The organism is Candidatus Eisenbacteria bacterium, from assembly GCA_013140805.1.
Lineage (GTDB): Bacteria > Eisenbacteria > RBG-16-71-46 > RBG-16-71-46 > RBG-16-71-46 > JABFRW01.
This window is the reverse complement of the sequence record JABFRW010000033.1, coordinates 25,284-50,670: the sequence shown is the minus strand read 5'-3', so window position 1 is coordinate 50,670 and position 25,387 is coordinate 25,284. Positions and strand designations below refer to the sequence as shown.

Sequence of the window (25,387 nt, the reverse complement as noted above, 5' to 3'; positions counted from 1 at the left end):
CTCGGAGGCCGAATGGACGCCCACGCCGACGACGCCACTGGCGCGCCGCATCGCGAACTCACCTTTCGCTCGATCACCGTGGCCCTGGTGGTCGCGGCCCTGATTGCCGGCTCGTATCCCTACGTCGTGCTCAAGCTCGGCTATGGCCCGAACATCTCGGTGGTGAGCGCGTTCTTCGGCTACATCGCGCTGTCGGTGATCGGTCTGGTCGTCGGCGGGCGCGGAACGCGGTGGGAGAACAACATGGTGCAGACCGCGGGCACCACCGCCGGGCAGGCGGGATTCATGTGCGTGGTGCTGGCCGCCATCGACATGCTGAATCAGAAGCCCGAGCTGGGCTTCTCGCTCCATCTGACCGTGCTGCAGACCTTCCTGTGGCTGAGCCTCGCCGGAATCGTCGGCGTGCTGCTCGCCGTGCCGCTGCGCCGGCACTTCATCGACGAGGAAAACCTCACCTTCGCCGACGGCACCGCGGCCGGCGAGACGCTGCTGGTGCTGGATCAGGGCCCGAAGGAAGCGGGTCCACGCGTCACCGCACTCGGCATCGGCATCGGGCTCTCCGCACTGGCCGCGTGGCTGAGAGACGGCGTCAAAAAGCTGCCGGACCACATCAGCTTCGGTCCCAGCGGCGAGGCGCTACGCATGGGCTCCGAAGTGAGTCTCCTGAGCTTCGGCTCCGGCATGCTGGTGGGACCGCGCATCGCGCTCTCGATGGGACTCGGCATGCTGTTGTCGTGGGTGATCGCCCCGCCGATGCTGGTCTCCCGCGGCATCGTGGCCGAGCAGACCTTTCCGCTGGTGCTGCGCTGGGTGATGTGGCCGGCGACCGGATTGCTCGTCGCCGGCGGGATCACGGCACTGCTGCTCAAGTGGAAGCTGGTCGCGAAAACGTTCGTGAACCTGCGCACCGCCCAGGTCGGGAGCACCGACTTTCCGCTCAAGTGGGTGGTGACGGGCGTCATCGTGGCGAGCCTCGCGCTGTTCCTCGTGCAATGGATCAGCCTCGGCTTCCCGCTGTGGCTGTCGCTGGTCTCGCTGGTGCTCTCGATGATCCTGATGCTGGTGGGTACGCGCGTACTCGGCGAAACCAACTGGGCCCCGATCAGCGCGATGGCGAACCTCATGCAGGCGGTATTCGCCGTACTCGCGCCCGGCAACATGGCCATCAACATGATCGGCTCCGGGATGTCCGGCACCATCGCCGCCAACGGCGAGCACCTGATGCAGGACTACAAAGCCGGCAAGATCGTCGGCTCATCGAACCGCAATCTCACGATCATGCAGCTCCTCGCGGTGCCGGTCGGAGCGATCGCGGTCTCGCTGGTCTACCCGGCGCTCAAGGCCAAGTACGGCGTCGGCGGCGAGGGCCTGTCGTCTCCGATCAGCGTCAAGTGGGCGGGCTTCGCCGAGCTGCTCAATCAGGGCTTCTCGGCGCTTCCGGCCGGCTGCTTCCAGGCGCTGCTCGTTGCCGTCGTCGTCGGTGCGATCATCACGGTCTTCGAGCCGAAGCATCGCCGCTTCCTGCCGTCGCCGACCGGCGTCGGCATCGGCATGCTGGTGCCGGGCCTCGCGGTGATGCCCATGGTGCTCGGCGGAATCGCACAGTGGGCGTGGAAGAAGTCGCATCCCAGCAGCGAGGACGCGTTCAACCTGCCGCTGTCCTCGGGCTTCATCGCCGGCGAGGCGTTGCTGGTGCTGGTGTTCGCGATCATCGCGATGACGAGGGGCTGAGTTCCCGACTCTCGCCGTGACGAACGAAACGCCGCGTGGCTCGCGCCGCGCGGCGTTCGTGCTTCGTTCCGCTCCGCTCTACCGGTAGAGCGACTTGAGCTGCCCCCACGTCGAGTTCTGCGTCGGCGTCGGATTGTTGTTGTCGACGCTCAGGCCGCGCAGCGGCTCGTTGCAGGCGATCCAGCCGATGAACGTCGCCGCGCCGGTCGCCAGATTGAGGGTGTAGAAGCCGCTGTTCAGGTCACCGGCACGTGGAAGGCCGCGTAGGCGGTGGTCGTGGCGCCCGAGATGTCGAAGCCGTTCAGGGTGTCAACGTTCGCGCCCAGCGAGCCCACGGTGTTGAGCGTGCCGTTGTTCGGCGGCAGCTGCGTGACCAGCACATCGAGGCTGGCGTCCACGTCGTAGAGCGTCGTCGTGGTCGCACCCGCGAAGCTGTTGGTGTAGGCGGCGCCGGTGGCCTGCGGATTCGAGCCCGCGTTCACGTCGGAGCCGGCGAAGGCGAGACTCAGATCCGTCGCCACGACGGTTCCGAGATCCGGGTGCAGGCGCAGGTTCTGCTCGTTGTCGGTGATCAGGCGGATGCGATCGACGGTCGGATTGAAGTCGAGACCGACCTCGGTGCCGTTGATCGCGATGCCGCCCGGGCCGACCGCGACCGCAGCTCCGGTGCTCGGATTGCTGATCAGGTACAGCTGCCCGAAGTTGGTGATGGCGTAGAGACGGCTCAGCGGCGCCGCCGCCCGGAAGTCGATCGCCAGTGCGACCTCGCCGGCTGCCATGCCGGTGATCGGGCGCGACGAAAACGTGGCCGGGCTGCTGCTCATGAAGTTGATGAGGTTGTTGCTCGAGGTCAGGACCCAGATCTGCTCCTGGGCCGGGGCACCCCGGGAGCCACCACGTCGGGGCTACGGAGCGAATCCGGGACCGGATTTGATCGGGAAGGCGCTTGGCCGCGAGCAGCGCGGTCCGTAGCATTGTGGGGTGACTGCTCGCGTGGCCCTCCCGCTCTCTCTCGCCATCGCGCTGCTGGTCGCCGGAGCCATGCCGACCGGCGCCCATGCGGCCGCGGACGCGAGGCCTGCCCCTGCCGGGCGTGGGCTCGAATCAGTCGCACGCCATACCGACTCGCTTTACGAAGCCGGCGCTCATGAGCAGGTGCTGACGCTGCTCGCCCCCCACCTGCGCAGCGCCCGCGCGGGGCGCGACTCGATCGCCGTGCTGTGGTTGCTGCGGCGCGAGGGCCAGCTTCGCATTCGCCGCGGTGACGTGACGCTCGGAGCCGCCGCCATCGACGAAGCGGTGCAGCTCGCGGAACGACTTCGCGACACGCTCACGCTGGTGAATGCGCTGCGCTGGAAAGATTTCGCGCTCCAGCAGCAGGGTCGCATCAGCCAGGCCCGTCCGGTGGCCGAGCGCATGCAGCGTCTGGCCCGCAGCATCGGCGATCGAGTCCACGACGCACGCGCACACATTTCGTTCGGCTGGTACGCGGTGATCGACGGCGACTTCCGGCGGGCCCGCGACGAATATGCGCGCGCCGCCGATTCGCTGGCGGCGCTCGATGAGCCGAATGGCGAGATCCTCGCGCGCCTCGGACTCGGACGTTCCGAATTCGGCCTCGGCAACTATCGAGCCGCGCGGAGCTCGAACCTGCGCGCGCTCGAGCTGAGCCGCATCCATGTGCAGTCGGCCTATATCGCCCACGCGCTCGGCAACCTTGCGATGATCGAGACCACCGGCGGCGATCTGTCGCTCGCCGCTGAATACCAGCGTGCCTCGTACGAAACCTATCGACGGCTCGGACTGTTCTCGCAGGCGGCGTACCCGGGTGCCGATCTCGCCTCTTCGCTCGCCACGCTGGGCCGATCGAACGAAGCGCTCGCGCTGCTCGACACGTTGCTGACCGCATGCCGCGACAACGGGCTTCGGCCGCAGATTCCGATGGTGCTGAGCCAGATCGGCCGGGTGCGAGCCGAGCAGGGGCGACTGCGCGAGGCCGCGACCGCATTCAGCGCCGCGATGGACGAGCCGTCGGCGCAGATCGACGTGCGCGCGATCGCGGTCACGCGACTGGGGATGACGTTCCTCGCCATGAACCAGCCCGACAGCGCGCGTGCACTGATCGCACGCCATCTCAACTCGTTCGAAGGCAAGATCGGGATCGCGTTTCTCGCGTGGCAGCATCTGGTGCTCGCCGAGGCCGAGTACCGTCTCGGTCACGCAGCCGCGTGTCGACGCTGGTCCGAACGGGCACTCACCGGGGGCCGCACGATCGCCGAGGGCTTCGTCATCGCGAATGCCCTCACGATGCTGGCCCGCGTCGAACGCGATCGCGGCCACACGGTGGCGGCACTGGCGTTGCTCGATTCCGCGGTCACGTCGTGGGAGTCGGGGCGCAGCCGCAGTTCGGCCGCCGAGTGGCGGGAGACCCTGGCGATCGAATCGCGCACGCTGGCGAGCGAGTGGCTCGCGCTGACCATCGTGGGCGAGTCAGGCAGCGCGGCCCGTCGGACGGAGCTCGCCTTCGACCGCCTGCAGCGATTCAAGGCCCGCACGCTGATCGAACGCACCTTCGGCCCGCGTCCGAGCCGCCGCGCGGACCGCGCGGGGCTCCAGCCGGTCAAGCTCGCGACGCTGCAGCTCGAAACCCTGGCGCCCGGTGAGCTGCTGCTGGACTTCTTCATCGCCGCGGATCATGCGTGGCTGTTCGCGGTGACGCGAGACTCCTGCCGGCTGGTCACGTTGCCGCCGCGCGGGCTGTGGCGTCAGCTCGCACTGGCGCGCGACGTCATTTCACAGCCTGCGGGCGAGGTGCGACTCGATTCCCTCGCGACCCGTCGGGTGCTCGCGACACTCGGCGCCCGGCTGCTCGATCCGGTGCGCGATCTGCTCGCGACCCAGTCGCGGGTATTCGTGATCGGGGACGATGCGCTGCATCTGGTTCCGGTCGGAGCCTTGATGGTCGATCTCGGGACCGGCCCGGAGCCGCTGCTCGCCCAGCGCGAAGTGAGCGTCCTGCCGGCCGCCTCGCTGCTCGCCGATCTGCGGCGCATCGCGCGCGGTCGCACGCAGGTGCGGCAACGCGGCGTGGTGGCACTCGGCGCTCGCGACTCTTCACTTCGGCTCGCGGGCGCGCGCTCCGAGCTGGCGTGGATCGGCGCCCACCTCAATCAGGCACGCGTACTCGGACGAGGCGGGGTGGTCGCCGATCTGGCGGGTACCGCGATCGTTCACTTCGCGGGTCACACGCAGCCGGACGATCTGCGCCCCTGGCAAACGCGGCTGCCGGGACTGCGCGGAGCCGACGGCGAGATGCTGACCGCCGGTGAGATCGCGAAGCTCTCGCTCGATGCCGATCTCGTGGTGCTCGCGAGCTGCGCCTCGGTCGGCAATCGAGTGCGCTCCGGGGAAGGTGTCGCAGGCCTCGCGAGTGCGTTCCTGGCGGCCGGCTCGCCGGCGGTGGTCGCGAGCCTGTGGCCAGTCGACGATCAGGCCACCTCCCGCATCGTGCGGCGCTTTTACGAACGGCTGACGCTGGGCGACGATGCCGGTCGGGCGCTCGCCCGGGCGCAGCGCTCGGTGCGGGCCGATCCGCGCACCGTCCACCCGTTCTACTGGTCCGGATTCGTGCTGCTGGGCGACGCGGCACTCGGGGTTCCGGTCCGAATGCATCCCCTTCTGCCGAACCGGGTTGCGGCTTATGCTGGCGGGGTGTCGGCGCTCCTCTCGCTGCTCCTCGCCTGGACCTCGAGGGACCGCCGGCGCCTTTCCGGGATCCCGGTGTGATTTCCGGCCCCACGGGGGCTCTCACTGCATGACGGGTTCTGCGACCCGCGAGCGAGATGACGAAACACTGCTGCGGATCGCGGCTCGCGATCCGGACAGTGTCGGCAGCCGTGAGGCGGCTTCCGAGTTGTTGCGTCGCTACCATCGCCAGGTCTACTTGTGGTGTTTCCGCTACGTACGGGATCCGGACCGCGCCATGGATCTGACGCAGGACGTGCTGCTGCGCGCGTATCGCGCGATGTCGTCGTTCGAGGGTCGGTCGCGGTTCTCGTCATGGCTGTTCGTGATTGCGCGGAATTGTTGTCTCAAGGCGGTCTCGGCACCGGCGTTGCTCGTGGATGAGGACGCCGACCCCGACGCCGCCGAGCATCCGGCGGCAGCGCCCGATGCAGCCTACGAGCGAGCCGAGGACGAAGAACGGTTGCGGCAGCTCATGATGGACAAGCTCGACGAGGCCGAGCGGCGCGCGCTGTGGTTGCGATGCATCGAGCGGCTCTCGGTCGAATCGATCACGAAGGTGATGGGGCTCGAGAACGCCACCGGCGCGCGAGCCCTGTTGCAGCGGGCGCGGCGGCGATTGCGGGCGGCGCTCGAGGAATCAGGGAGGGCGGTGTCATGAAGTCGAAGGACTGCTTCGAGCCCGAGGCGCTGGCCGAGGTCTTCGCCCTTTCGGAGTCGGACCCGCGCCGCCGGCATGCGCGAGACTGTCCACGCTGCTCCTCGCTTCTCGAGAGCTACCGGTTGTTCCTCTCGCCGGGCTCCGAGCTGCAGTCCGATCACGTCGCGCGTGCCGCCGCCCGACTCGACGAGGTCGTCGCTTCGATGACCGGGATTGCGGGCTCCTCCGCGCGTCCGATCGCCGACGCGACCTCCGGAAAACGAAGCGCGAACGCGACCGGACTCTCGTGGCTCGAGCGGCTGCTGCATCCCTCGCTGCGGCCGGCGCTCGCGTTCGCGGTTCTCGCACTCGTGCTCGGCGGGGTCGCGGTGTGGCCTCGCCTCGCCATGACACCGGCACCCCGTGGCGGCGAGCCGGTGCTGCGCGGCGAGCGCGCGATCGCCGAATTCGCGCTCGGTCGTGCCGAACTGGGAGTCGGCGGGCTCGACCTCGAGTGGGCCGGCGTCTCTGATGCCGAAGGCTACGTGGTGCGGATCTTCACCCCCGAGCTGCAGGAGATCGGAACGCTCGGCCCACTGTCGACGACTTCGTTCCACTCGGCACTCGCCAATCTGCCGTTCACGCTTCCTGCAGGCGAGACGATCGTGGTGCAGGTGGCCGCGGTCCGCTCCGGCGACACGCTCGGGACCTCGCGCGCCCGGGTCCTGATCGCGCCCTGACGTCGCAACCGACTCGCTCGCGAGATGCGCAAGTGCCCCGCCGACTCGGTCGACGGGGCGTTGCGCTCGAAATCCTCGAGCTACCGGGCGGCGTTCACCACAGCAGCGTCACGCGCGTGGTCGCGACTCGCGATTCGGCCTCGAGCCTCACGAAGTAGAGCCCCGCAGCGAGCGGTACGTGGTGATCGTTTCGTCCATCCCAGCGCGCCACATGCTCGCCCGCGGCATGGGGCCCGCTCTCGAGTGTCCGCACCAGTCGACCCTGTGCATCGAACACGCGCACTCGCGCCTCGCCCGGCCGGGCAAGCCCGAAGCGCAGCGTCACCCCGAGGTTCGCGCGCGCTGGATTCGGAACCGGCGCGCCCAGGAAGAACACCGCCGGACCCGCAGGCGGCGCGTCGACGATGCCGGTCGGCGCAACGGTCGCGATCGGCGATTCGTTGCCGTGCAGATCGACCGCGGTGAGCTTGTAGACGTACGGCCCGCCCGCAGCGTCGGTGTAGCCGGTGTCCGACACCGCCTGGACCAGATTGCCGGGGCCGGGAGTGAACGTCAGCGTGCCGCCGCGATAGAGCCGGTAGCCCGCGAAGTCGGGTGCCACGACCGGCGCCCAGTGCAGCTGCGTGGTGCCCGCGGCGTACTGAGCCGCGAACGAGCCCGGAGCACCCGGCGGCAGATTGTCGACCGAGTAGCCGCTGTCGGGAGCTGACTGGTAGTACCAGTAGTCGCCGTCCTCGTACGACTGCGCCTCGACCATGTACAGCGTGCGCGGATTCGAGCTCGGCAGCGAGTCCGAAGTGGTCTCGAGCACGGCTCCGTAGCTCGGAATGCCGCGACCATCCACCCAGTCCCACTGCTCCCAGTAATAGGTGACGCCGTTCATCTCCACCGTCTTTCGCAGCAGCCCGCGATCGGCGCCGCCCCGTTCCGCACGCTCGCCGGCCGCCAGCAGCCGAGCACCGCCCTTGAGCGCTGCGAGTGCCGCGGCGTTCGGGACCTGGCGCCAGATCGTGTAATCGACCTGGAAATTATCGTCGATCTGGAGGTCCAGCCGGCTGCGATCGAAACGCAGGTTGACGAAGCTGCCCTGATCATTCGGAACGTCGCGCACCGACACGATGCGCGGCGTGCAGTCACCCAGCGAACTGCTGGCATTGAGCTTCTGCGCGTAGGTCTTGAACACGCCATTGCGATTGTCGATGCTCACGGCGTAGGCGCCCTGCGCGCCGTCGCTCACGAGTGCGATGACGTACTGATCGAGCACCGCGCCGGTCACCAGCGCTTCGTCATTCCAGTAGCGGGTGCCGTTGGGCCCCACGCGCTGGGCGTAGGCGTCGTAGTTGAGCATGCTGCGGGAGTCGGCCCACGAGATGATCGCACCGCCGAGGCCGTCCGAGCTCACGCACACCGGGGCGATCTGGGCCCCGGTCGTGGTGGTGTGGAGCGGCACGCCGTTGGAAGTCCATGCCGTGAATCCTGCCGCGTTCACTCGCTGGGCATAGATGTCCTGCGAGTTGGTGGCCACCGCGCGCCAGTCGGTCCACGCGATGATCGCACCGCCCGAGCCGTCGGTGGCGATCGAAGGCGTGACCTGCGCATTGGTCGCGGTGCAGACCGCCGAGCCGTTGGCGACCCACAGCGTCGTCCCGTTCGGACCCACGCGCTGCGCATAGATGTCCGAGGTGCCGGAGCGCGCGTCATCCCAGGTGATGACCGCGCCGCCGACATAGTCGGAGACGATCATCGAAGACGTCTGATTGCCCGCGGCGTTGCACACCGACACGCCATCGGCCGTCCACTGCGGGATGCCGCTGGCGGGAACGCGCTGCGCGTAGATGTCGTAGTTGGCGCCGCGCAGGTCGTGCCAGCTGATGATCGCGCCATTGGCGCCGTCGGACGCCAGCCTCGGCGCCAGCTGCGACCCACCCGCCACACTCACCGCTCGTCCATTCGCGGTCCACAGCGAGGTGCCGGTCGGCCCCACGCGAAGCGCGTAGATGTCGTTGGTCCCGCCCGATCGAAGGTCCTGCCAGGTCAGAATCGCGCCACCCGCGTCGTCGCTGATGATGGCGAGCGCTTCCTGAATCCCGGCGGCGTTGCACACGTTGATGCCGCTGGCGGTCCACGCGGTCGTGCCGTTCGCGTTCACGCGCTGAGCGAACACGTCGTAGTGGCTGCCATTGCGAAAGTCCTGCCACGCGATGATGGCGCCACCGGCACCGTCGGAGGTGACGACCGGAAGGATCTGGGCATTGGTCGCGCTGCACACCGCGACGCCGTTCGCCGTCCACAGCGCGTCACCCCGCGCGTTGATGCGCTGCGCGTAGATGTCGTAATCGACGCCATTGCGCTGGTCCTGCCACACCACGATGACGCCGCCGGCGCCGTCCGCGATGGCGGTCGGATTGGCGTGGGTCGCCGTCGTGGTGGACAACCCAAAGCCGCCCACGTAGGCGTCGGGGAGCCACGCCGCCTGTGCGGGGCCGGCGGCGAGCGCGAACGCCAGTACGGTGAGAAGCGCGCTTCGAATGGAAACGTCATATCGCGAATGCATTCATAGCCTCCAGAGGGGTGTCCGCCGGCACCTGCCGGCTGCACTCTCGACTACGTCCGAGCCCCATGAGGCGAACAGGCCGACTCGCCGTTATTCTCGCCCGACACCCCTCGAGGCGACGCGCGATGCCGACTGAACCCGCCGCTCCCCAATTGCGACTCGTGAGCACCCCGGTCCACGGCCGGATGCTGGTCCGCGCGGCACGTGGCGGGCGCCCGCGCCCGGCGCTGATCGGATTCCACGGCTACGGACAGAGCGCGACTTCGTTCTTCGATTCGCTGGCGGCACTCGACCCCACCGGCACCTGGCTGGTGGCCGCGGTCCAGGCACTCCATCCGTTCTATGCACTGCGCACCGACGAAGTGGTCGCGAACTGGATGACGCGCGAGGATCGCGAGCATGCAATCGCCGACAACCTCACGTACGTCGACGCCGCGGGAGCCGAGTTACAGCGCGAGTTCGGCCCCTTCACCGCATGTGTGTTCGCCGGCTTCTCGCAGGGCGTCGCGATGGCCTACCGGGCCGCGTTCCGAGGGCGCCACGCATGCGATGGCCTGCTGGTGGCAGGCGGCGACCTGCCGCCTGAACTGAAGGACGCTCCGCTCGCACGACATCCGCGTATCGTGGCAGCGACCGGCACGCTGGACACTTACTATCCGCCCGCGGCGCTCGCGGCCGACGTCGAGTTCCTGCGCACGGGCGGTTGCGAGGTTCGAAGCCTCCCATTCGTGGGTGGTCACGAGTGGTCGAGCGAGGTCATCCAGGCCGGCCGCGAATTACTCGAGTCGATCGGCGCCGCGACGCGGGACTGATATCGTCGTCGCACGCTCGACGACCCGTCGCCGCTCCCACTCAACCCGGAGCTCCCCCTGGCCTCTCCACGCATTCGCCGCGCCACAGGATTCGTGATCGCCGCACTCGCGGCCCTCGCAGCGACGGTCGCCATCGGCGCGCGAATCACCGGCGAGCTGCGCACGCCGGTCGAACTGCCGCAGGTCGCCTATGCGACCTCGGAGCAGTGCGTGATGTGCCACCCGGGGCGCTACGAGACCTGGCATCGCACCTTCCACCGCACCATGACTCAGCCTGCACGCGCCACTGCGGTGGTCGGCGATTTCGAGAACGCGAGCCTCACCTATCAGGGCGTCACGTCGCGATTCACGCGCGACGGCGAGCGGTTCTTCGTCGAGACGTTGTCTCCCGCGAACACCATGGAACGCTACGAGATCGCCATGACGGTCGGCTCGCGTCGAATTCAGCAATACGTGACGCGAGTCGGCGACCGGCACGTCCGCCTGCCGGTCGCGTGGAACATCGAGGAACGCCGGTGGATCCATCTGAACGGCGGCTTCCTCGATCCCGACGCCACCGCGTTCAATGCCCATCGAACCGACTGGGACAGCAACTGCATCTTCTGCCACAACGTGAAGGCTCAGCCGAGACTGAACCGCGAGACCGATACCTTCGACGCTCGCGTCGCCGAACTGGGCATCGCGTGCGAGGCCTGCCACGGTCCAGCGGATCTGCACATTCGTCGCAACCGGGATCCGCTCCGGCGCTACCTGTTGTACCTCGGCGACCGCGACCCCACGATCCGATCGCCGCGCGAGCTGCCGCGCATGCAGCAGATCCAGATCTGCGGCCACTGCCACGGTCAGCGGTTGCCGAACCCGCGCGAGCGCATCGCCGAGTTCATGACGGTCGGCGATCCCTACACGGCCGGCGACGACCTGAGTCGTTTCACCACGCCGATCGACGCGCACACCGAACTCGCCGGCACCGATCTGAGCCAGCGATTCTGGAGCGACGGGACGCCGCGACTCACCGCCTACGAGTACCAGGGACTGCTGACGTCCGAGGGCCACGGCTCGAGCGACCTGACCTGCATGTCATGCCACGACATGCATGGCGGCGATCCGCGCGGCATGATCCAGCCGGCGATGCGCGGCAATGCCGGCTGCGTGCAGTGCCACGCCGAGATCGGTCGCAACGTGTCGAAGCACACCGGGCACGAGGCCGCGGGCTCGGGCAGCGAGTGCTACGCCTGCCACATGCCGCCCACCACTTACGGATTGCTGACCGTGCACCCGAGCCACCGCATCACCAGCCCGGCACCCGCGCGGGCGTGGAGAAACGAAATGCCGGAGGCCTGCACGTTGTGCCACACCGATCGGACCGCGATCTGGGCCGCGAGAGAGACCGCGCGACAGTTCGGTACACCGCCTCCCGACGACGAGCCGAGCGATCGCGCATTCGAGACTGCAGAGAGCATCCGCTCGTTGTTCGGCGGCGACGTGGTGCAGCGCGCGGTGGCGGCGAACGCACTCGCGCAGGCCCGCTCGTACACCTCGGACCCCACGCAGCGGCTGTGGGCTGTGCCCTTCCTGCTGCTGACCATGGAGGACCCCTACCCCGCGGTGCGGCACTTCGCCCATCGGGGGCTGCTCGAGTTGTGCGCACGTGCGGAGGTCGGCGAGTCGGCAATCGGGGCGGCTCCGAAGTCGCCGCCGTTCGACTATCTTGCCGAGCCGGCGGCTCGCACCGCGGCGCTTCAATCGTGGTGGTCGTGGTGGCAGGGGCTCGACAAACGACGGCTCTCGCACCCGGGTGCGGCGGTCCCGCTCGATGCCGAGTTCATGCCCAGGCGTGACGTCATCACGAGCCTGATCGCGCGGCAGAGCAACCATCTGGTTTCGATCGGAGAGTGAATCCCATGAGCGCCAGGAAGGAACCACGCGGCGAGTCCTCGACGAAGGAGCAACGGCCCGAAGGTGCGGCCGCGGAGCGGCTCGCCCTGCTTCATCGTCGCTTCGGCTGGACCTCGCTGTTCGCGTGGATGTGCCTGGGCCTGGTGCTCGAGCTCGCGCATGGCTTCAAGCTCGGCGGCTATCTGCTCGACCCGCTGCGTCGCGAGTTCCTGACGCTCGCACACTTTCACGGCGCGCTGCTCTCGGTGCTGAATCTCGTCTACGTGCGCTGGGCCGAGGCTCCGAGCCTCGGCGCAACGCAGCGGCTTCACGCCTCGCGCGCGTTGGTCGCCGGCACGGTGCTGATGCCGCTCGGCTTTCTGCTCGGCGGAATCCAGCACTACGAGGGCGATCCCGGACTCGGAATCTTCCTCGCCCCGATCGGAGCGCTGGCGCTGCTCTACTGCGTGCTGATCCAGCTGCGCGCGGCGTGGAAGCCGGAACGCTGAAGGCGGTCGCGCCCGGTGTTCGAGCCCCCTGGCCCGGCTCATTCGTCAAGTCGGCCGCGATGGCCTCGCAGCGGCGTAGTCGATGCGGAACCGAGCCGCCGATCCGCCGCCTTCGGAAGGACCGCGCCGGCATCCGTGCTGGCGAGTCAGCGCCGGGCTTTCGCCGTCCGACGTGCAGAGGCCGGTCGCGCTGCTTTACTCGCGCGGAGCGCACGCTGCTTCTGTGCCTCGGCTCGGATGATCACCGAGCCCTTCGCGCTCGCATCGAGACGCAGCTGCGCGAGCTTCAATGCGGCCGCCATCAACACTTCGATCTCCGCGCGGTCGAAGTCCGCGACCGTGTTCAGCACGACATGACGCACCGTCGTGCCGCGGCCTTGCAGCAGCTTGTTCGGATCCGACTTCGACAATCGAGCGCCCTGCCCGAAGGACAGCTTCACCTCGCGCGGGTATAGCGCGATCGCGCACAGCCCCTCGTAGCCGTTCTCAGTCGGTGAATACGAGATCACGAGCGCGTTCTGGCTTTCGTACACGTACACGATCTCGAACAGACCGGGCAGTCGAGCACGCAGCTTCGCGCGCAATGCTTTTCCGAGCTTGGCCATCGCCGGCTCGTACTTCGCGAAGTAGCTTGCAAGCTGAGTTTCGGCGTTCGTCACGCGCAGAACTCTTCTTCGCCGAACATGCTCCGCAGCGTACCTGTCGAGCCTGCCCCTGTCGACGCAGCCTGCTTCCCTGGCTCGGACGACGGCGGAGACGTCCACGCGAGGTTCGCGTCGCTCCTCGCGAAGACCTCCGTTACGTTCGTGAATGATCCGGGCTAGGGCTTCTCGCCCAGTCGGCGCAGCATCATCGCTGCGACCTGGGCACGGGGGTTGATCTCGAGCGTCTTTTTGAGGCACTCGACCGCGCGAGCGCGATTTCCATTCGCCGCCGCAGCCTCGCCAAGCAGCCGCCACGAGATCGAAGAGCGCGGGTCGAGCGCCACCATGACCTCACCCAGCACCGCGGCATCGCGCCACTCTCCGGCCTCGATGAGGTCCGCGCAGTAACCGGCGAGATCGCCGTGTGGATCGGTCTCCCACGGGCTCGGATGAGCGGCTCTCCAGGCTTCGAAAGTCGCCTGAGCCGCCTCGGTTCCAGAGCGCTTCGCCGAGGCCAGCACCCGCGGCGAAAGCGCACCCTCCCGCAGCGCCTCGAGCGCCGAATCGAGTGCGCGATCCTTGGCTTCGCGCCAGTCGGCGAACGTGGACGGCACCGCGTGCTCGGGTGCGATCCACGCGCGATCATCGTTCGGGAACCGCGACGTCCAGGGCACGGTCGAGACCTGCAGCATCATTCCAAAGTTCGGTGTGTCCCGTTCCGGCGCATCGCCGTAGTGATTGACGCGGCCGCCGGTCGGCTCCCCGATGAAGAGCGCACGCGTACGCTCGTCGAGGAACACCGCGGCGTTCATCGCCGCCGAGAATGTGCCGCGATCGATGAGCGCGAACAGGGCACCCTGCCGGTCGAGCCACGGCCGCGCGATGATGCCGCGGATCAGCGGATCGAGGATCGTGTTGTTGCCGCCGTGATCGTGCCGCAGATCCACGATCAGCGCGGACGGCTTGAGGCTGTCGAGCACGGCGAACAGGCGTCGATAGAGTTCGAAGTAGGCGAGATCACCCGAAATGGGCTCGATACGACGCAGTCGCAGATACACGGCGCGCGAATCCGGTAACACCTCGAACCACCACGCCGACTCGGGCCGCTGGTCGCAGCGCGGCAGTGCGTTCGCCGTCACCCGGCGCGCACTCGTCCAGGCGGCCGGAATCGGCGGCTCGGTCTCGAGAAACGCGAACGGAAAGCCCTCGGGCGGCGGCCCGCCGATGACAACGATGCGCTCGCGCTTTCCCGGCGCGCGCTCGATCTCGAGGGACACCCGATCGCGGTCGGGGACGACTCCGAGTGCTTGAAGCAGCGCCGGCATCATCAGGAACAGCGGAGCTCGATCGAGTTGCGTGTAGCGATTGTCGGCGCTGGTCGCCGAGGCGACTCGGGCGAGCGCGTCGTCGGTTGCGAGCTCTCCGATGCGGGTCACCTTGCTCCCGACCCACGCGGCATATTCGGGACCGGCGGCAGTCACATAGAGCCCGTCCTCGAACGGTCGCATCACGATCGGCAGCACGGTCGTGAAGCCGAGCGGCGGCAGGGTGCCGATCACCTGAGTGTGAGCGTCTCCGAGTGCCGCGACCATGCGCATGCACTCGACCGCGAGCCGTGCGTCGTCGCTGGTGGCGATGCGCGCCTCGATCGCCCGTGCCGAGGAGTCGAATGCCGCTTCGGAGCTGAATGCGAACGGTCGCGGGTGCTGGTGCCTCACCCGCTGAGTGATCGCACGCACTTCCTCGCGCCAGCGGCGGACCCGTGCGGTGTCCGCGAGTGCTGCAGCCGTGGCGGGAGTCGAGGAAACGACCCGCCGAGTATCGGTGTGGCCCTGAGCGAAGCCGCGACCGGGGCCCGCCGCGAGCCCGCTGAGCGCAAGCCCGGTGATCGCGAGCCACAGCAGCGATAACCTGCGAATCGGCGCGACACCGCGGCGTGGTGACGGGCTCAGGCGAGTAGCGACGATCATGGTGCCTCCGCGAAGTGAACGATCGATTGCCTCGCGGGGAGTCGAGGCCGGGCGCGCTGCGAGGTCGCGACGCCGAGCCGGTCGTTTACTCGGGATCGGCTGGCAGAGTTTCGCAATGGGACGAACGGCGATTCGGACGGCGCCCAGCGCACGTGCACGGGGATGATCCGGGATGGCCCCCCGGCACCCGGAGCGGTTAGCCGCGAGCCGCGTCGACGTTCAGGCGTGCGATCTCGCCCGCGAGGCGGAATCGCACTCGGAGCACGAGGAAGAGAGCGACCGCGAACAGCCCGGCCACAAAACCCCACCACAGCCCGACCACCCCGCCACCGAGCCCGAAGCCGAGCCACAGACTGACCGGAATGCCGATCAGCCAGAAGCCGAGCACGTTCGAGATCAACGCCGCGCGCGTGTCGCCCGCACCGCGCAGCACACCGGACGCAACGACCTGGAGGCCGTCGAAGATCTGGAACACCCCCGCGATCGGAATCAGCGTCGAGGCCAGCGCCACGATGCCCGGCACCGAGGTATAGAGCGCCGCAAAGTGCCCCGGGATCGCCAGCAGCACGAGCGCGCACAGGGCCATGAAGCCGGCACCGCACAGCAGCGCACTCGCCGCGATGCGTCGCGCGTGTCCGATGTCGCCCTCGCCGATCGCGTGACCGACCAGCACCGCCGCCGCGCTCCCGACGCCCATCGGCACCATGAAGGTGAGTGAGGAGAGATTGATCGCCACCTGGTGCCCGCCGATCGCCTCGGCGCCGAACCAGCCGGCGAAGATCGAGATCGCGGCAAAGGTCGTGAACTCGACCGTCGACTGGATCCCGATCGGCAGTCCGATCCGAAGCGTCTTGAGCAGCGGGCCGCGCGCCAGTGCTTCGGGATGCCACGGGCGCAGCATCGGACCGATGTGGCGCCACGACAGCGCGATCAGCATCAGCAGCATCACCCAGCGCCCGATCGTGCTGGAGAGAGCCGAGCCGATCGCACCCATCGCCGGGGCGCCCAGGTTGCCGAACACCAGCACCCAGTTGAGCGCGAGGTTCACGAGATTGCCGACCACGATCGTGACGACGATCGACCGCGTGTGCTTCATCGCCTGGAGGCTCTGGCGCAGCATCACGAACATCAGCAATGCCGACATGCTGGGCGCCGACATCCACACGAAGCCGGCCGCGCGCGGCACCACGTCAGCGGGCTGGCGCAGCGCCCGGAACACCGCTTCGGCCGGGAAGCACAGCAAGGTCATGACGATGCCGAGCAGCACCCCGAGCACCAGTCCACGCTGGATGCCGAGCGAAGCCGCCTCGTGGTCGCGCGCGCCCATCGCCTGCGAAACGATCGGGTCGAGCGCCCACAACGTTCCCATCGCGAATACCGCGAGCCCGAACACGTACAGGTGCCCGAGCGACGCCGCCGCAAGTTCACGCGCCGAGACGTGGCCGACCACGATGGTGTCGACCACGCCCATCAGCATGATGCCGACCTGCACGGTGACGATCGGCACCGCCAGGCGCAGCAACGAGCGGACATCCGCGGCAGTGGGTACGAAGTTCCGGAGCATGCCGGAGAAGTAACCGGAAACCGCGCAGGCGCCAAGTCGCGCGCGGACGTCCTGCCCTCCGGCTATCGAAGCAACATCAACTTTCGAGACTCCCGATGCCCGTCGGCTTCGAAGCGAGCGAAGTACACGCCCGCATTCATCGTGCGGCCCGACCGGTCGACTCCTGCCCAGCGAGCGAGGTGCGTCCCTCCCGGCACGAACGCGTCGACCAGCGTGGCGACGCGATGTCCGCCGGCATCGAACACCTCCAGCTTCACGCGCGAGCCGGCCGGCGGCACGTCGAAACGAATCGAGGTCGCGGAGGTGAACGGATTCGGCGAGCCGGCGTGCAGCCGCGCGCCACGCCCCGGCGGCTCGGCGACCGCGACCGGCACGAGACTCGGAATGCGAACGTAGTAGACGTCCTGGCCACCGCTGAAGGTGGCGGCCCAGGCGAGATCGGCGCCGTCGCTGTCCGAGACCATGTGGCAGTAGTCGCCGATTTTCGCCTGATTTGGAAAGCCGACCGTGCTGGTCCAGATCGGGCTCGCCTGCTCGTTCACCGACCAGCTCGAGCCGCCATCGGTCGAATACGAATAGTAGAGCGCGCTCTTGGTGCTGTCCGCCGAAGCGCGCGTGTCATTCCACACCGCGTCGATGCGGCCCTCCGGTGAGACCGACATGGACCCGAACCACTGGAATGCGCGATTGCCGCTCGGGTCGTCGTTGACCCGCAGCGGCACGCTCCAGGTCTGACCGCCGTCGGTGCTGCGAATGAAGTTCACGTCGAGCGGATCGTTCTCGGTCCGGACCGATCCGAGCACGTAGATCCAGCCGGCGCGCGGTCCGGTCGAACGGTCGACGGCGACCCACAGCTGGCCGAGCAGTCCGGCCGGATTGGGCCCACCGGTCTGCACGAAGCCACCGAGGTCGACGGGTACGGTCGTGAACGTGGGCGTCACGAGCGCGTTCTTCGCGTCGGTCGAGCGCGCGACGAAGATCAGTCCGCCAGGTCCTTCGGTGCCGACCACGTACAGCGTGCCGTCACTCGCAACGTCGAGCGTTCCCCACACCGGCGAATCGGGAATGATGCTCGGCGACTGGAACGTGTCGCCGTCATCGTTGGATCGATTGAAGGTGTTGGGTTCGTAGGAATTCGCGGCGGTGCTCCAGGCCTGATAGATGTGATCGTGGCCCAGTCCACCGGTGCGATCGATCGTCATCCACTGTTTGTCGCCGCCGAACGCGAACGTCGAGGCACCCCACGTCGCGCCGCCATCAGTCGACGGAAACAGCTGCGTGGTGATGATCGAGGTCGAGGTCAGGCTGTTGTAGAAGAAATTGCCGGCGCCGTCGGAGTGAAGCACCGGGTCGCTCCGAAACACACCGGGCTCGATCTTGCCGGCGGTCCAGGTGAGTCCGCCATTGGTGGTGAATCCGAAGCCGGCCTGACGAAAGTTCGAAGCCACGTTGTCGAACTGCCGCCACCCGATCGCCATGCGGTTGTGGTCGTTCGGATCGACCGCGATCGACGGCTCATTCGCCGCATCGCCGGGGATGTTCGCGCCGAGGCCGTTGACGTTGACCTGAATGTGCGTGAAGCGCCCGAAGCTGACGTTCGCGGCACTGCGAGCTCCCGGCGGAGCCTTGGCTGCCGGCAGCGGTGGATCGTCGGGGCGCTCGAGCGGTAGCCCGGCCGCGAAACCGGGTGCGGCCGTGAAGATCAGGCTGCCGACGATCGAGAATCCGAGGAGCGCGCGTTGCGCAACACGAAGCACGCTCAGCCCATCATGCGAAAGTCGGATCGGGGTCATGGTCTTCGTTCCTCCTGGGAGTCGCTCGCGGTCTTGCAGAGGGGCAAGCTTACGGCACGAATGCGGCTCCGACAGCCGGTTTTCCGCGAACGGGTGCCGGGGCGTGACAAGTGCGTCGGGCGCGAATGCCGCTCGACGAACATCGGCCCTGGCCACCGACTTTCGCCATTGCCTCGGGCGGTCGTCCGGCCGCATGCTTCGATCCGGCACACCCCTACTGCTGCGCCCCCGCTGCCCCGGGCGCCCCAACCACAACTCGCATCGAGGACCTCCCCCATGGGCCGCCGAAACGTCCGCTCCCTGCTGGTGCTGATCGCCACTTCGCTCGCATTGAATTCGATCGAGGCCCGGCCGGCCGTCGCTGTCGGCGGACTGCTCGACATGTACGTGACCGGCGACGTCTCGAACACGGTGCGCGTCTACACCGGCGCCACCGGCTCGTATCTCGGCATCCTCACGCCGACCACCCACAGCCCGCTCGGCATTCACTTCGGACCGCTCAATGGCCGGGTGCTGGTGGGCGGCTTCAACGGCATGTTCGAGTTCGACGCCGCGACCGGCGCCTTCATCAAGTCCTACGGACCCGTCGCGTGGCAGTGGGCCGGCGTCTACGCGCCGAACGGCAACGTGTTCGTGACCTCGACGCTGAGCGATCAGTTGATCGAGTACGACAGCGTGACCGGCGGATTCGTGCAGGTGAAGACCAACATCCCGGGCGGACCGGCCGACATGGCGTTCGGGCCGAACGGCAACCTGTACGTCTGCCAGTACGGCGGCAACGGCGTGGTCGAGGTGGATCCGACCAGCGGAGCGATCGTCAGCTCGTGGTCACTGCCGGGAATCGGCCGCGGGAACGACGTCGCGTTCCTGAACGGCGAGATCCTCGTGACCGCGCTCGGCACCAACCAGGTCTTCCGCTTCGACTCGACGCCCGCGCACAACTTCCTGGGCTCGTTCTCGGGTACGGGATGGGGCAACACGCACGGCATCGCGATCAGCCCGCACGATGGCCACATCTACGTGGTGGATGGCGTCAGCGCGCAGGTGCACAAGTTTGATCCGCTCACGTTCGTCGAGGTGAATGCGGCGGTGCTCACGCCGGCCCCCGGCGACAAGGTCGTCGACCTCGACTTCCGCCGCGACGAACGCCCGACGGTCTCGGTCTCGAGCTCGTGGGGACGCATCAAGGCGCTCTACCGCTGAAGCGCCGAGCGGACTCTCAGGCAGGCGCTCGCACGGCTTCACGCACCTTGTTGTAGCCGTCGAGCGCCGCGACCTTGTAGCACTCCGCGAGCGTCGGGTAGTTGAAGACTCCGGTCACGAAGTAATCGAGTGTGCCGTCGAGCGCCATCACGGCCTGCCCGACATGGACCAGCTCGGCCGCCTGGGTCCCCATGATCCAGACGCCCAGGATGCGCCGCGTGTCGAGATGGAAGATGAGCTTCAGCATGCCATCGAGATCGCCGACGATCTGGCCGCGGGCGATCTCTCGATAGCGCGCGACGCCGGTTTCGAACGGCACGCCGCGCGAGGTGAGGTCTGCCTCGGTCGCACCGACCCACGCGATCTCGGGAATCGCATAGATGCCGTACGGGAACAGCTCCGGCACGCTTCGCGCCTCCACCCCGAACGCGTGACAGGTCGCGAGACGCCCCTGCTCCATGCTGGTCGAAGCGAGCGCCGGCGAGCCGATCACGTCGCCGGCCGCGTAGATGTTCGGCGCCGAAGTGCGGTAGTGCGCGTCGACCGTGATGCGGCCACGCGCATCGGCTTCGATGCCCGCCGTTTCGAGACCGAGATTCGCGGTCGCGCCCTGACGCCCCGCCGAGATCAGCACCATGTCGGTCGAGATGCGCTTGCCGCTCTCGAGCTGGACCCAGGTCTGCGCGCCGCGTTCGATGCCGTGCACCTCTTCGCCGAGTCGCAACGTCACGCCGAGCACTCCCGACTGGTAGCGCAGTGCCGCCATGATCTCGGCGTCGACCATCTCGAGCAGCTCGGTGCGCTTGTCGATCACCGTGACATCGATACCCAGCGCGGCGAACATGGTGGCGTACTCGATGCCGATGATGCCTCCGCCGACCACGACCAGCCGCTGGGGGAGCGCCTTGAGCGACAGGATGTCGTCGCTCGTGAGCACGATCTGATGGTCCGCTTCCATGCCGCGCGGCACCGCGGGAGCGGTTCCCACCGCGATCACCACGAATTCCGTCCGGCAGGTTTCGATGCCGCCTGGTGTTTCGACCGCCACTTCGTTCGGCCCCGCGAGCCGTCCGAATCCCTCGAGCAGGTTGACGTGATTGCGCAGCAGCTGTGCGCGGATCACCTCGCGCTCGCGCTTGAGGATCAGGTCTGCGCGCCACAGCAGGTCGGCCGCCGTGACTTCGTTCTTGCCCCGATAGGAGTCGCCGTAGAGCCCGCGCTGCCGCAGACCCGACAGATCGAGCACGGCTTCGCGCAGTGTCTTGCTCGGGAGCGTGCCGGTATTGATGCACACGCCACCCAGCTCCATCTGCTTCTCGATCAGCGCGACGCGCTTGCCGAGCTTCGCGGCCTGAATCGCCGCGCGCTGGCCGGCGGGGCCGCTGCCGATCACGACGATGTCGAAGGGTTGCATGAGGACTCCGGTCATGGGGCGGGCGACGCGGCAGGATACTTCGAATGGCCGCGACTGCCGATGCTGCTTCGAGCGCGGTCGTCATCGAGCGAAAAAGCGGGATTGACCGGGCCGCCGCGTGCCTTCAATCTCTGTCGGCTGATTCCACCGCCGCCGACTGTCGACTCGGAGCCCTCATGCCACGTCACCCCGCCCTCTCCGTCCTGTTCGCCGCGGCCATCGCGGCGACGCTCCTGACCACTCCGACGCTGGCAGCCCGCGATCTGACTCCGCGGCCCGCCCGCCTGCACGTGGCGTGGCTCGACGGCCGCACGCTCGAACAGGCGATGGCCACCGGGGCCGAACTGCTCGATCGCTTCCCCGATGCCGTACTCGTTGCGAACGAAGCGTCGCTGGCGCGCCTGCGCGCGGCCGGCTTTCGCATCGACGGCCCGATCGCTCTGCCGGCCCACGGCATGATCACGCTGCTGCGGTCGGAAGGTCACGGGCAAGCCACGCTCGACGCCTCCCAGGTCGCGCGAGTCGGCGCGCAGGTGCTGTGGCGCGGCGGAGACGACTGGCTGATCGCTTCGGAGGGCACACTGCCCGAGAGCGAAGGCCTGCTTCCGCACCATCGAAAAGTGTTGCGCGAGCGCTCGCTTCGGAAGCGAACCGAGATCACCACCGTCGAGCGTTCGCCGGGTGGCCCGACGCTGAACGTCACCAGCTTCTCGCCGGTCGTCCAGCAGATGGTCGATCAGGTGTCGGGGCCGACGCTGATCCAGATGATCGGGCAGCTGGCCGGGAAGTTCTCGGTCAACGTCGGCGGAGTCCCGACCTCGTTCGTGACGCGCTCGACGCCGACCGCGCTGTGCGACAAGGCCGAGCAGTACGTGTTCGAACGCTTCCAGGCGATGGGCTACGCCGACGTCGCCTACGACCCGTTCACGTTCTCGTCGGTGAGTGCCCGCAACGTGGTTGCAACCAAGCCCGGCGACGAGACCCCGAACCGGGTGGTGATCCTGGGTGCTCATCTCGACTCGACCTCGCCGGTCGCGAGCACCAACGCACCCGGAGCGAACGACAACGCGAGCGGTACGGCGGGGCTGCTGATGATCGCGGAGATCCTCAAGAACTACTCGTTCAAGAACACCATCAAGTTCATCGCGTTCACCGGCGAAGAGCAGGGCCTGTTCGGCTCCGAGCACTACGCGGATGCCGCCGCCGCGCGCGGGGATTCGATCGTGGGCGTGGTGATCTTCGACATGATCGGGTGGCGAAATCTCAACCACAAGATCGACATCGAGGGCGAATCCGCCTGGCTGCCGCTCATGAACGTCATGAACGACGCGTGCGCGCAGTACACCACGCTGGCGGCCGACCTGGTGCTGTTCAGCTTCGGCTCGGACCACGTGCCGTTCCAGGACAACAACTTCCCGGCGTTCCTCGCGATCGAGGACGAATACGAAGACTTCCCGTGCTATCACCAGACCTGCGACACCACGGGCTGGAACCAGACCGCGATCCAGAGCGACGTGGTGCGCGCCGGACTCGCGACCATCGCGCACGTCGCGGTGCCACGCGTGTTCCTGTTCTCGCACACGCCGCTCGAGAACACCGCGAACACCACCGGCCCCTACGAAGTCGTGACGAGTCTGACCACCAGCGGAGCGCTGGTTCCGGACTCGCTGCTGCTCCACTGGTCGAATGGCGGGCCCGAGGTCGCGCAGGTCATGACCGCGATCTCGCCGCCGGGCAATTACCACGCGTTCATCCCCGGCCAGCCAAGCGGCACGACTGTGCGCTATTGGATGAGTGCGAGGGACGACGCGAATCGGCTCGCAGTCTCCCCCGACGGCGCGCCCGCGGTGGTGCATCAGTTCCTCGTCTCGTCACGCACCACGCTGCTCGCGGAGGGCTTCGAGACCGGAGCAACCGGCTGGACGAGCGGCGGCACCGGCAACGACTGGCAGGTTGCCGCACCCGCCGGGCTCGCGGAGGATCCGACTGCAGCGTTCGCGGGAGCCATGATCGCGGGCACCGACATCACCGGCCTCGGCGCCAATCTCGGCCGCTATGAACCGTTCACCAACAGCTGGTTCGAATCGCCCGCGGTCGATTGCTCGCAGGCGACCGACGTGCAGCTCTCTTTCATGCGAAAACTCGCGACCGACAAGTCCGACGGCGGCACCTGGGATGCGGCCCTGGTGTGGGTGAACGGCACGCTGGTGTGGTCGAACCCGGCCACGACTCCGCTGATCGATGCGAACTGGACTGCGCAGTCCTTCAACGTCGGCTCGATCGCCGACGGCAATCCGAGCGTGAAGGTGCGCTTCGGCATGCGGTCGAACGCCACCGTGCACTACGGCGGCTGGAACCTGGACGAGGTCAAGCTCACCGCCTACACGCCGCTGCTGACGGGCGTGGAAGACGCCGCGCCTTCGCGCGGTGTCGTGTTGCACACGAGCATGCCGAATCCGGCGCATGCGGGCGCAACACTGCGCTTCGAGCTGCCTTCACGCGCGACCGTCGGGCTCGCGATCTACGACGTGCGCGGTCGCCTGGTGCGCTCGCTGGTCCGCGGCGCGCGTGACGCCGGCGCTCACGAAGTGCGTTGGGATGGCCGCGATGGCGCCGGAGCGCTCGCGGCAACCGGGGTGTACTTCTACCGGCTCGAGACGCTCGGCCAGGTTCGGGCGCGCAGGTTGGTGTTGATTCAGTAGCGTGGAGCACGGAGCCAGGCGCAGGTCGCGCCCGGCTCCGTCCGACCCTACTTCCTGCGCTGCGTGAAGCTCAGGCTCACTCGAGCGACAACGCCCGAGTAGTTCTCGGTCTCGAGCGCCGAGTCGAAGTCCTCGGGGGTCTGTCCTCCCACGTCGTCGATTTCGATATCCGCCACGCGGTAACCGAACGCCAGCCCGCCGCTCAGCATGGGCGAGAACGAGTAGTTGCCGAGCCCCAGCATCGAGAATCCGATCCCTGAGCCCTCGACATCAAACGTGTTGGAGACATCCGACACCTCGCCCGACAGCGTGAGCTTGTCCACCGCGACGCCCAGTCCGAATCCGATCCGGCCGTGCGGCTCGAACAGCTATCCGACCGAGGCGCCCAGGGCGTTGGCCGCCAGCTCGACATCGAGGTCGTCGCTGCTCTTCTTGGGCGTCAGCTTCTCGAAGTGCGCGCCGATCATCCATTGATCATTGACCAGCAGGTGCGGTCCGACCCCGAACGACATTCCGCTCGTGATGTTGTCGTCCTTGTCGGTGGCACTGCCGTTCGAGAGGTCGATGACGTCGTTCCAGTCGTCCAGCGAGTACGCGTTCAACCCGCCGAACACAGTGCCGCCGAACCGCAGGGTCGCCGACGAACTCAGCGACACGCAGCTCGCGAGGGCGACCGCGACGACAGGGAGTGCGACAGCGGAAACGGTGAAGCGGCGCATGCGGGACCTCCTCCGATGAGTGATCGAGTCGACCGGGCATCCGTGCCGACCGGCGGACCGTAGGGGATTCCAGCGGTCGGACGCAACGAATGCGGCCCGGACTCGAGCGACTTGCGGAGTGGCGCGGCACGGTCGAGGTCGTGGAGCGCTAGAGCTTCGCGAACTCCACACGACGGTTCATCGCGCGTCCCTCGGGCTTGTCATTGGCCGCCATCGCCTGCGTGTCGCCCTTGCGGATGCCGTGCGTCACCAGCTTTCCTGCGGCAAGCATGTCCTTGGCCGGTCGACAGCCTGCGGCGAAACGGACGTTCGCGATCATCGGCTTGACCTTCATGTGGGGAGCGCAGAGTCGGAAGTCGCACTCGGCGGGCTGCCCCGACTCGGTGACGTCGGGCACGCGCGCGAGTGGCTGCGCGAAGCCCGCCGCACGATGGACCTGCGCGGCGCCGGCACCCGGGCGCTGAGCTGACTGCCTCGTCAACCGCTCGCTACGTCGTGGCGCCGCCGCTCACGCTATCCGCCAGCACCGTCGCCTGGTTCTGCGAGACCTCGAAGAACCCGCCACTGACCTCGAACGTCTCGATCGCGCCGCCGGGCTTGCGCACCTTGAGCTTGCCGGCCGCCAGTCCGCTGACGAGCGGCGCATGGTTCGCAAGCACGCCCAGGTAGCCCTCGGTTCCGGGCACCTCGACGTACTCGACCGCGCCCTCGAACACCGTGCGTTCGGGGGTCAGCACCATCAGCGTGAACGTGTTCGACATGGTTCGCTCGAT

At 67.9% G+C, this 25,387-nt stretch carries 20 protein-coding genes; 9 read left to right on the top strand and 11 right to left on the bottom strand.

Annotated elements, in window-relative coordinates; translation table 11 throughout:
• Positions 1-12 precede the first annotated feature (12 nt).
• Positions 13-1,731 carry a peptide transporter gene (locus tag HOP12_03580; GenBank protein ID NOT33232.1) on the top strand — a complete coding sequence of 573 codons (1,719 nt, stop codon included), beginning with the start codon at positions 13-15 and terminating at the stop codon, positions 1,729-1,731.
• Between the two features lie 236 nt (positions 1,732-1,967).
• On the opposite strand, the gene HOP12_03575 is transcribed toward HOP12_03580, so the two are convergent.
• Positions 1,968-2,555, bottom strand: coding sequence for a DUF4394 domain-containing protein (locus tag HOP12_03575; protein ID NOT33231.1), 588 nt, complete (start codon positions 2,553-2,555; stop codon positions 1,968-1,970).
• A gap of 169 nt (positions 2,556-2,724) precedes the next feature.
• Between HOP12_03575 and HOP12_03570 the strand changes: the two genes are divergently transcribed.
• The 3 genes from HOP12_03570 to HOP12_03560 are packed head-to-tail and all read left to right on the top strand — an operon-like array spanning position 2,725 to position 6,855.
• Positions 2,725-5,517: a CHAT domain-containing protein gene (locus tag HOP12_03570; protein NOT33230.1), complete on the top strand. Its 2,793-nt coding sequence runs from the start codon at positions 2,725-2,727 to the stop codon at positions 5,515-5,517.
• A gap of 28 nt (positions 5,518-5,545) precedes the next feature.
• Positions 5,546-6,136: a sigma-70 family RNA polymerase sigma factor gene (locus HOP12_03565; protein ID NOT33229.1), complete on the top strand. Its 591-nt coding sequence runs from the start codon at positions 5,546-5,548 to the stop codon at positions 6,134-6,136.
• A complete protein-coding gene (locus HOP12_03560) occupies positions 6,133-6,855 on the top strand; it encodes a hypothetical protein (GenBank protein NOT33228.1) in 723 nt (240 codons plus the stop codon). The genes HOP12_03565 and HOP12_03560 overlap by 4 nt, the downstream gene beginning before the upstream one ends.
• Positions 6,856-6,949: 94 nt before the next feature.
• On the opposite strand, the gene HOP12_03555 is transcribed toward HOP12_03560, so the two are convergent.
• Positions 6,950-9,409: a T9SS type A sorting domain-containing protein gene (locus HOP12_03555; protein ID NOT33227.1), complete on the bottom strand. Its 2,460-nt coding sequence runs from the start codon at positions 9,407-9,409 to the stop codon at positions 6,950-6,952.
• 125 nt (positions 9,410-9,534) lie between these two features.
• Here HOP12_03555 and HOP12_03550 point away from each other — a divergent pair, with 125 nt between their 5' ends.
• The 3 genes from HOP12_03550 to HOP12_03540 all read left to right on the top strand — a co-directional run bounded on the left by HOP12_03550 (position 9,535) and on the right by HOP12_03540 (position 12,605).
• Positions 9,535-10,221 (top strand): phospholipase, encoded by a 687-nt coding sequence (locus HOP12_03550; GenBank protein NOT33226.1) that lies wholly within the window; start codon positions 9,535-9,537, stop codon positions 10,219-10,221.
• A gap of 93 nt (positions 10,222-10,314) precedes the next feature.
• Positions 10,315-12,117, top strand: coding sequence for a hypothetical protein (locus tag HOP12_03545; protein NOT33225.1), 1,803 nt, complete (start codon positions 10,315-10,317; stop codon positions 12,115-12,117).
• Between the two features lie 5 nt (positions 12,118-12,122).
• Positions 12,123-12,605 carry a hypothetical protein gene (locus HOP12_03540; protein ID NOT33224.1) on the top strand — a complete coding sequence of 161 codons (483 nt, stop codon included), beginning with the start codon at positions 12,123-12,125 and terminating at the stop codon, positions 12,603-12,605.
• Between the two features lie 146 nt (positions 12,606-12,751).
• On the opposite strand, the gene HOP12_03535 is transcribed toward HOP12_03540, so the two are convergent.
• The 4 genes from HOP12_03535 to HOP12_03520 form a co-directional block, all read right to left on the bottom strand.
• Positions 12,752-13,264, bottom strand: a complete 513-nt coding sequence (locus HOP12_03535; protein ID NOT33223.1) for a hypothetical protein — start codon at positions 13,262-13,264, stop codon at positions 12,752-12,754.
• Between the two features lie 161 nt (positions 13,265-13,425).
• Positions 13,426-15,219 carry a hypothetical protein gene (locus HOP12_03530; GenBank protein ID NOT33222.1) on the bottom strand — a complete coding sequence of 598 codons (1,794 nt, stop codon included), beginning with the start codon at positions 15,217-15,219 and terminating at the stop codon, positions 13,426-13,428.
• Positions 15,220-15,415: 196 nt separating this feature from the next.
• The gene (locus HOP12_03525) at positions 15,416-16,741 is read right to left on the bottom strand and encodes an MATE family efflux transporter (GenBank protein NOT33221.1); all 1,326 of its coding nucleotides are present in this window, start codon (positions 16,739-16,741) and stop codon (positions 15,416-15,418) included.
• 104 nt (positions 16,742-16,845) lie between these two features.
• Positions 16,846-18,576 (bottom strand): hypothetical protein, encoded by a 1,731-nt coding sequence (locus tag HOP12_03520; protein NOT33220.1) that lies wholly within the window; start codon positions 18,574-18,576, stop codon positions 16,846-16,848.
• A 276-nt stretch (positions 18,577-18,852) separates the two neighbouring features.
• Between HOP12_03520 and HOP12_03515 the strand changes: the two genes are divergently transcribed.
• On the top strand, positions 18,853-19,779 hold the full coding sequence (locus HOP12_03515) for a hypothetical protein (GenBank protein ID NOT33219.1): 927 nt from the start codon (positions 18,853-18,855) through the stop codon (positions 19,777-19,779).
• 16 nt (positions 19,780-19,795) lie between these two features.
• Here the strand turns inward: HOP12_03515 and sthA are convergent, their stop codons facing one another.
• Entirely contained in the window at positions 19,796-21,193 is a 1,398-nt protein-coding gene (gene sthA, locus HOP12_03510) for a Si-specific NAD(P)(+) transhydrogenase (GenBank protein NOT33218.1), read from the bottom strand.
• Positions 21,194-21,369: 176 nt separating this feature from the next.
• Between sthA and HOP12_03505 the strand changes: the two genes are divergently transcribed.
• On the top strand, positions 21,370-23,895 hold the full coding sequence (locus HOP12_03505; GenBank protein NOT33217.1) for a M20/M25/M40 family metallo-hydrolase: 2,526 nt from the start codon (positions 21,370-21,372) through the stop codon (positions 23,893-23,895).
• Positions 23,896-23,942: 47 nt separating this feature from the next.
• On the opposite strand, the gene HOP12_03500 is transcribed toward HOP12_03505, so the two are convergent.
• The 4 genes from HOP12_03500 to atpC all read right to left on the bottom strand — a co-directional run bounded on the left by HOP12_03500 (position 23,943) and on the right by atpC (position 25,375).
• Positions 23,943-24,218, bottom strand: a complete 276-nt coding sequence (locus HOP12_03500) for a hypothetical protein (protein NOT33216.1) — start codon at positions 24,216-24,218, stop codon at positions 23,943-23,945.
• A 45-nt stretch (positions 24,219-24,263) separates the two neighbouring features.
• A complete protein-coding gene (locus HOP12_03495) occupies positions 24,264-24,614 on the bottom strand; it encodes a hypothetical protein (protein ID NOT33215.1) in 351 nt (116 codons plus the stop codon).
• A gap of 148 nt (positions 24,615-24,762) precedes the next feature.
• The gene (locus HOP12_03490) at positions 24,763-25,095 is read right to left on the bottom strand and encodes a hypothetical protein (protein ID NOT33214.1); all 333 of its coding nucleotides are present in this window, start codon (positions 25,093-25,095) and stop codon (positions 24,763-24,765) included.
• Positions 25,096-25,102: 7 nt separating this feature from the next.
• Positions 25,103-25,375 carry an ATP synthase F1 subunit epsilon gene (atpC, locus tag HOP12_03485; protein NOT33213.1) on the bottom strand — a complete coding sequence of 91 codons (273 nt, stop codon included), beginning with the start codon at positions 25,373-25,375 and terminating at the stop codon, positions 25,103-25,105.
• Positions 25,376-25,387: the final 12 nt, after the last annotated feature.

Bases quoted from the DNA above. Each gene is read 5' to 3' on its own strand.
- HOP12_03555 (NOT33227.1), bottom strand. From the start codon at position 9,409: ATGCATTCGCGATATGACGTTTCCATTCGAAGCGCGCTTCTCACCGTA.
- atpC (NOT33213.1), bottom strand. From the start codon at position 25,375: ATGTCGAACACGTTCACGCTGATGGTGCTGACCCCCGAACGCACGGTG.
- HOP12_03565 (NOT33229.1), top strand. From the start codon at position 5,546: ATGACGGGTTCTGCGACCCGCGAGCGAGATGACGAAACACTGCTGCGG.
- sthA (NOT33218.1), bottom strand. From the start codon at position 21,193: ATGCAACCCTTCGACATCGTCGTGATCGGCAGCGGCCCCGCCGGCCAG.
- HOP12_03560 (NOT33228.1), top strand. From the start codon at position 6,133: ATGAAGTCGAAGGACTGCTTCGAGCCCGAGGCGCTGGCCGAGGTCTTC.
- HOP12_03580 (NOT33232.1), top strand. From the start codon at position 13: ATGGACGCCCACGCCGACGACGCCACTGGCGCGCCGCATCGCGAACTC.
- HOP12_03530 (NOT33222.1), bottom strand. From the start codon at position 15,219: ATGATCGTCGCTACTCGCCTGAGCCCGTCACCACGCCGCGGTGTCGCG.
- HOP12_03495 (NOT33215.1), bottom strand. From the start codon at position 24,614: ATGCGCCGCTTCACCGTTTCCGCTGTCGCACTCCCTGTCGTCGCGGTC.
- HOP12_03575 (NOT33231.1), bottom strand. From the start codon at position 2,555: ATGAGCAGCAGCCCGGCCACGTTTTCGTCGCGCCCGATCACCGGCATG.
- HOP12_03515 (NOT33219.1), top strand. From the start codon at position 18,853: ATGGGCCGCCGAAACGTCCGCTCCCTGCTGGTGCTGATCGCCACTTCG.
- HOP12_03520 (NOT33220.1), bottom strand. From the start codon at position 18,576: ATGACCCCGATCCGACTTTCGCATGATGGGCTGAGCGTGCTTCGTGTT.
- HOP12_03505 (NOT33217.1), top strand. From the start codon at position 21,370: ATGCCACGTCACCCCGCCCTCTCCGTCCTGTTCGCCGCGGCCATCGCG.
- HOP12_03550 (NOT33226.1), top strand. From the start codon at position 9,535: ATGCCGACTGAACCCGCCGCTCCCCAATTGCGACTCGTGAGCACCCCG.
- HOP12_03540 (NOT33224.1), top strand. From the start codon at position 12,123: ATGAGCGCCAGGAAGGAACCACGCGGCGAGTCCTCGACGAAGGAGCAA.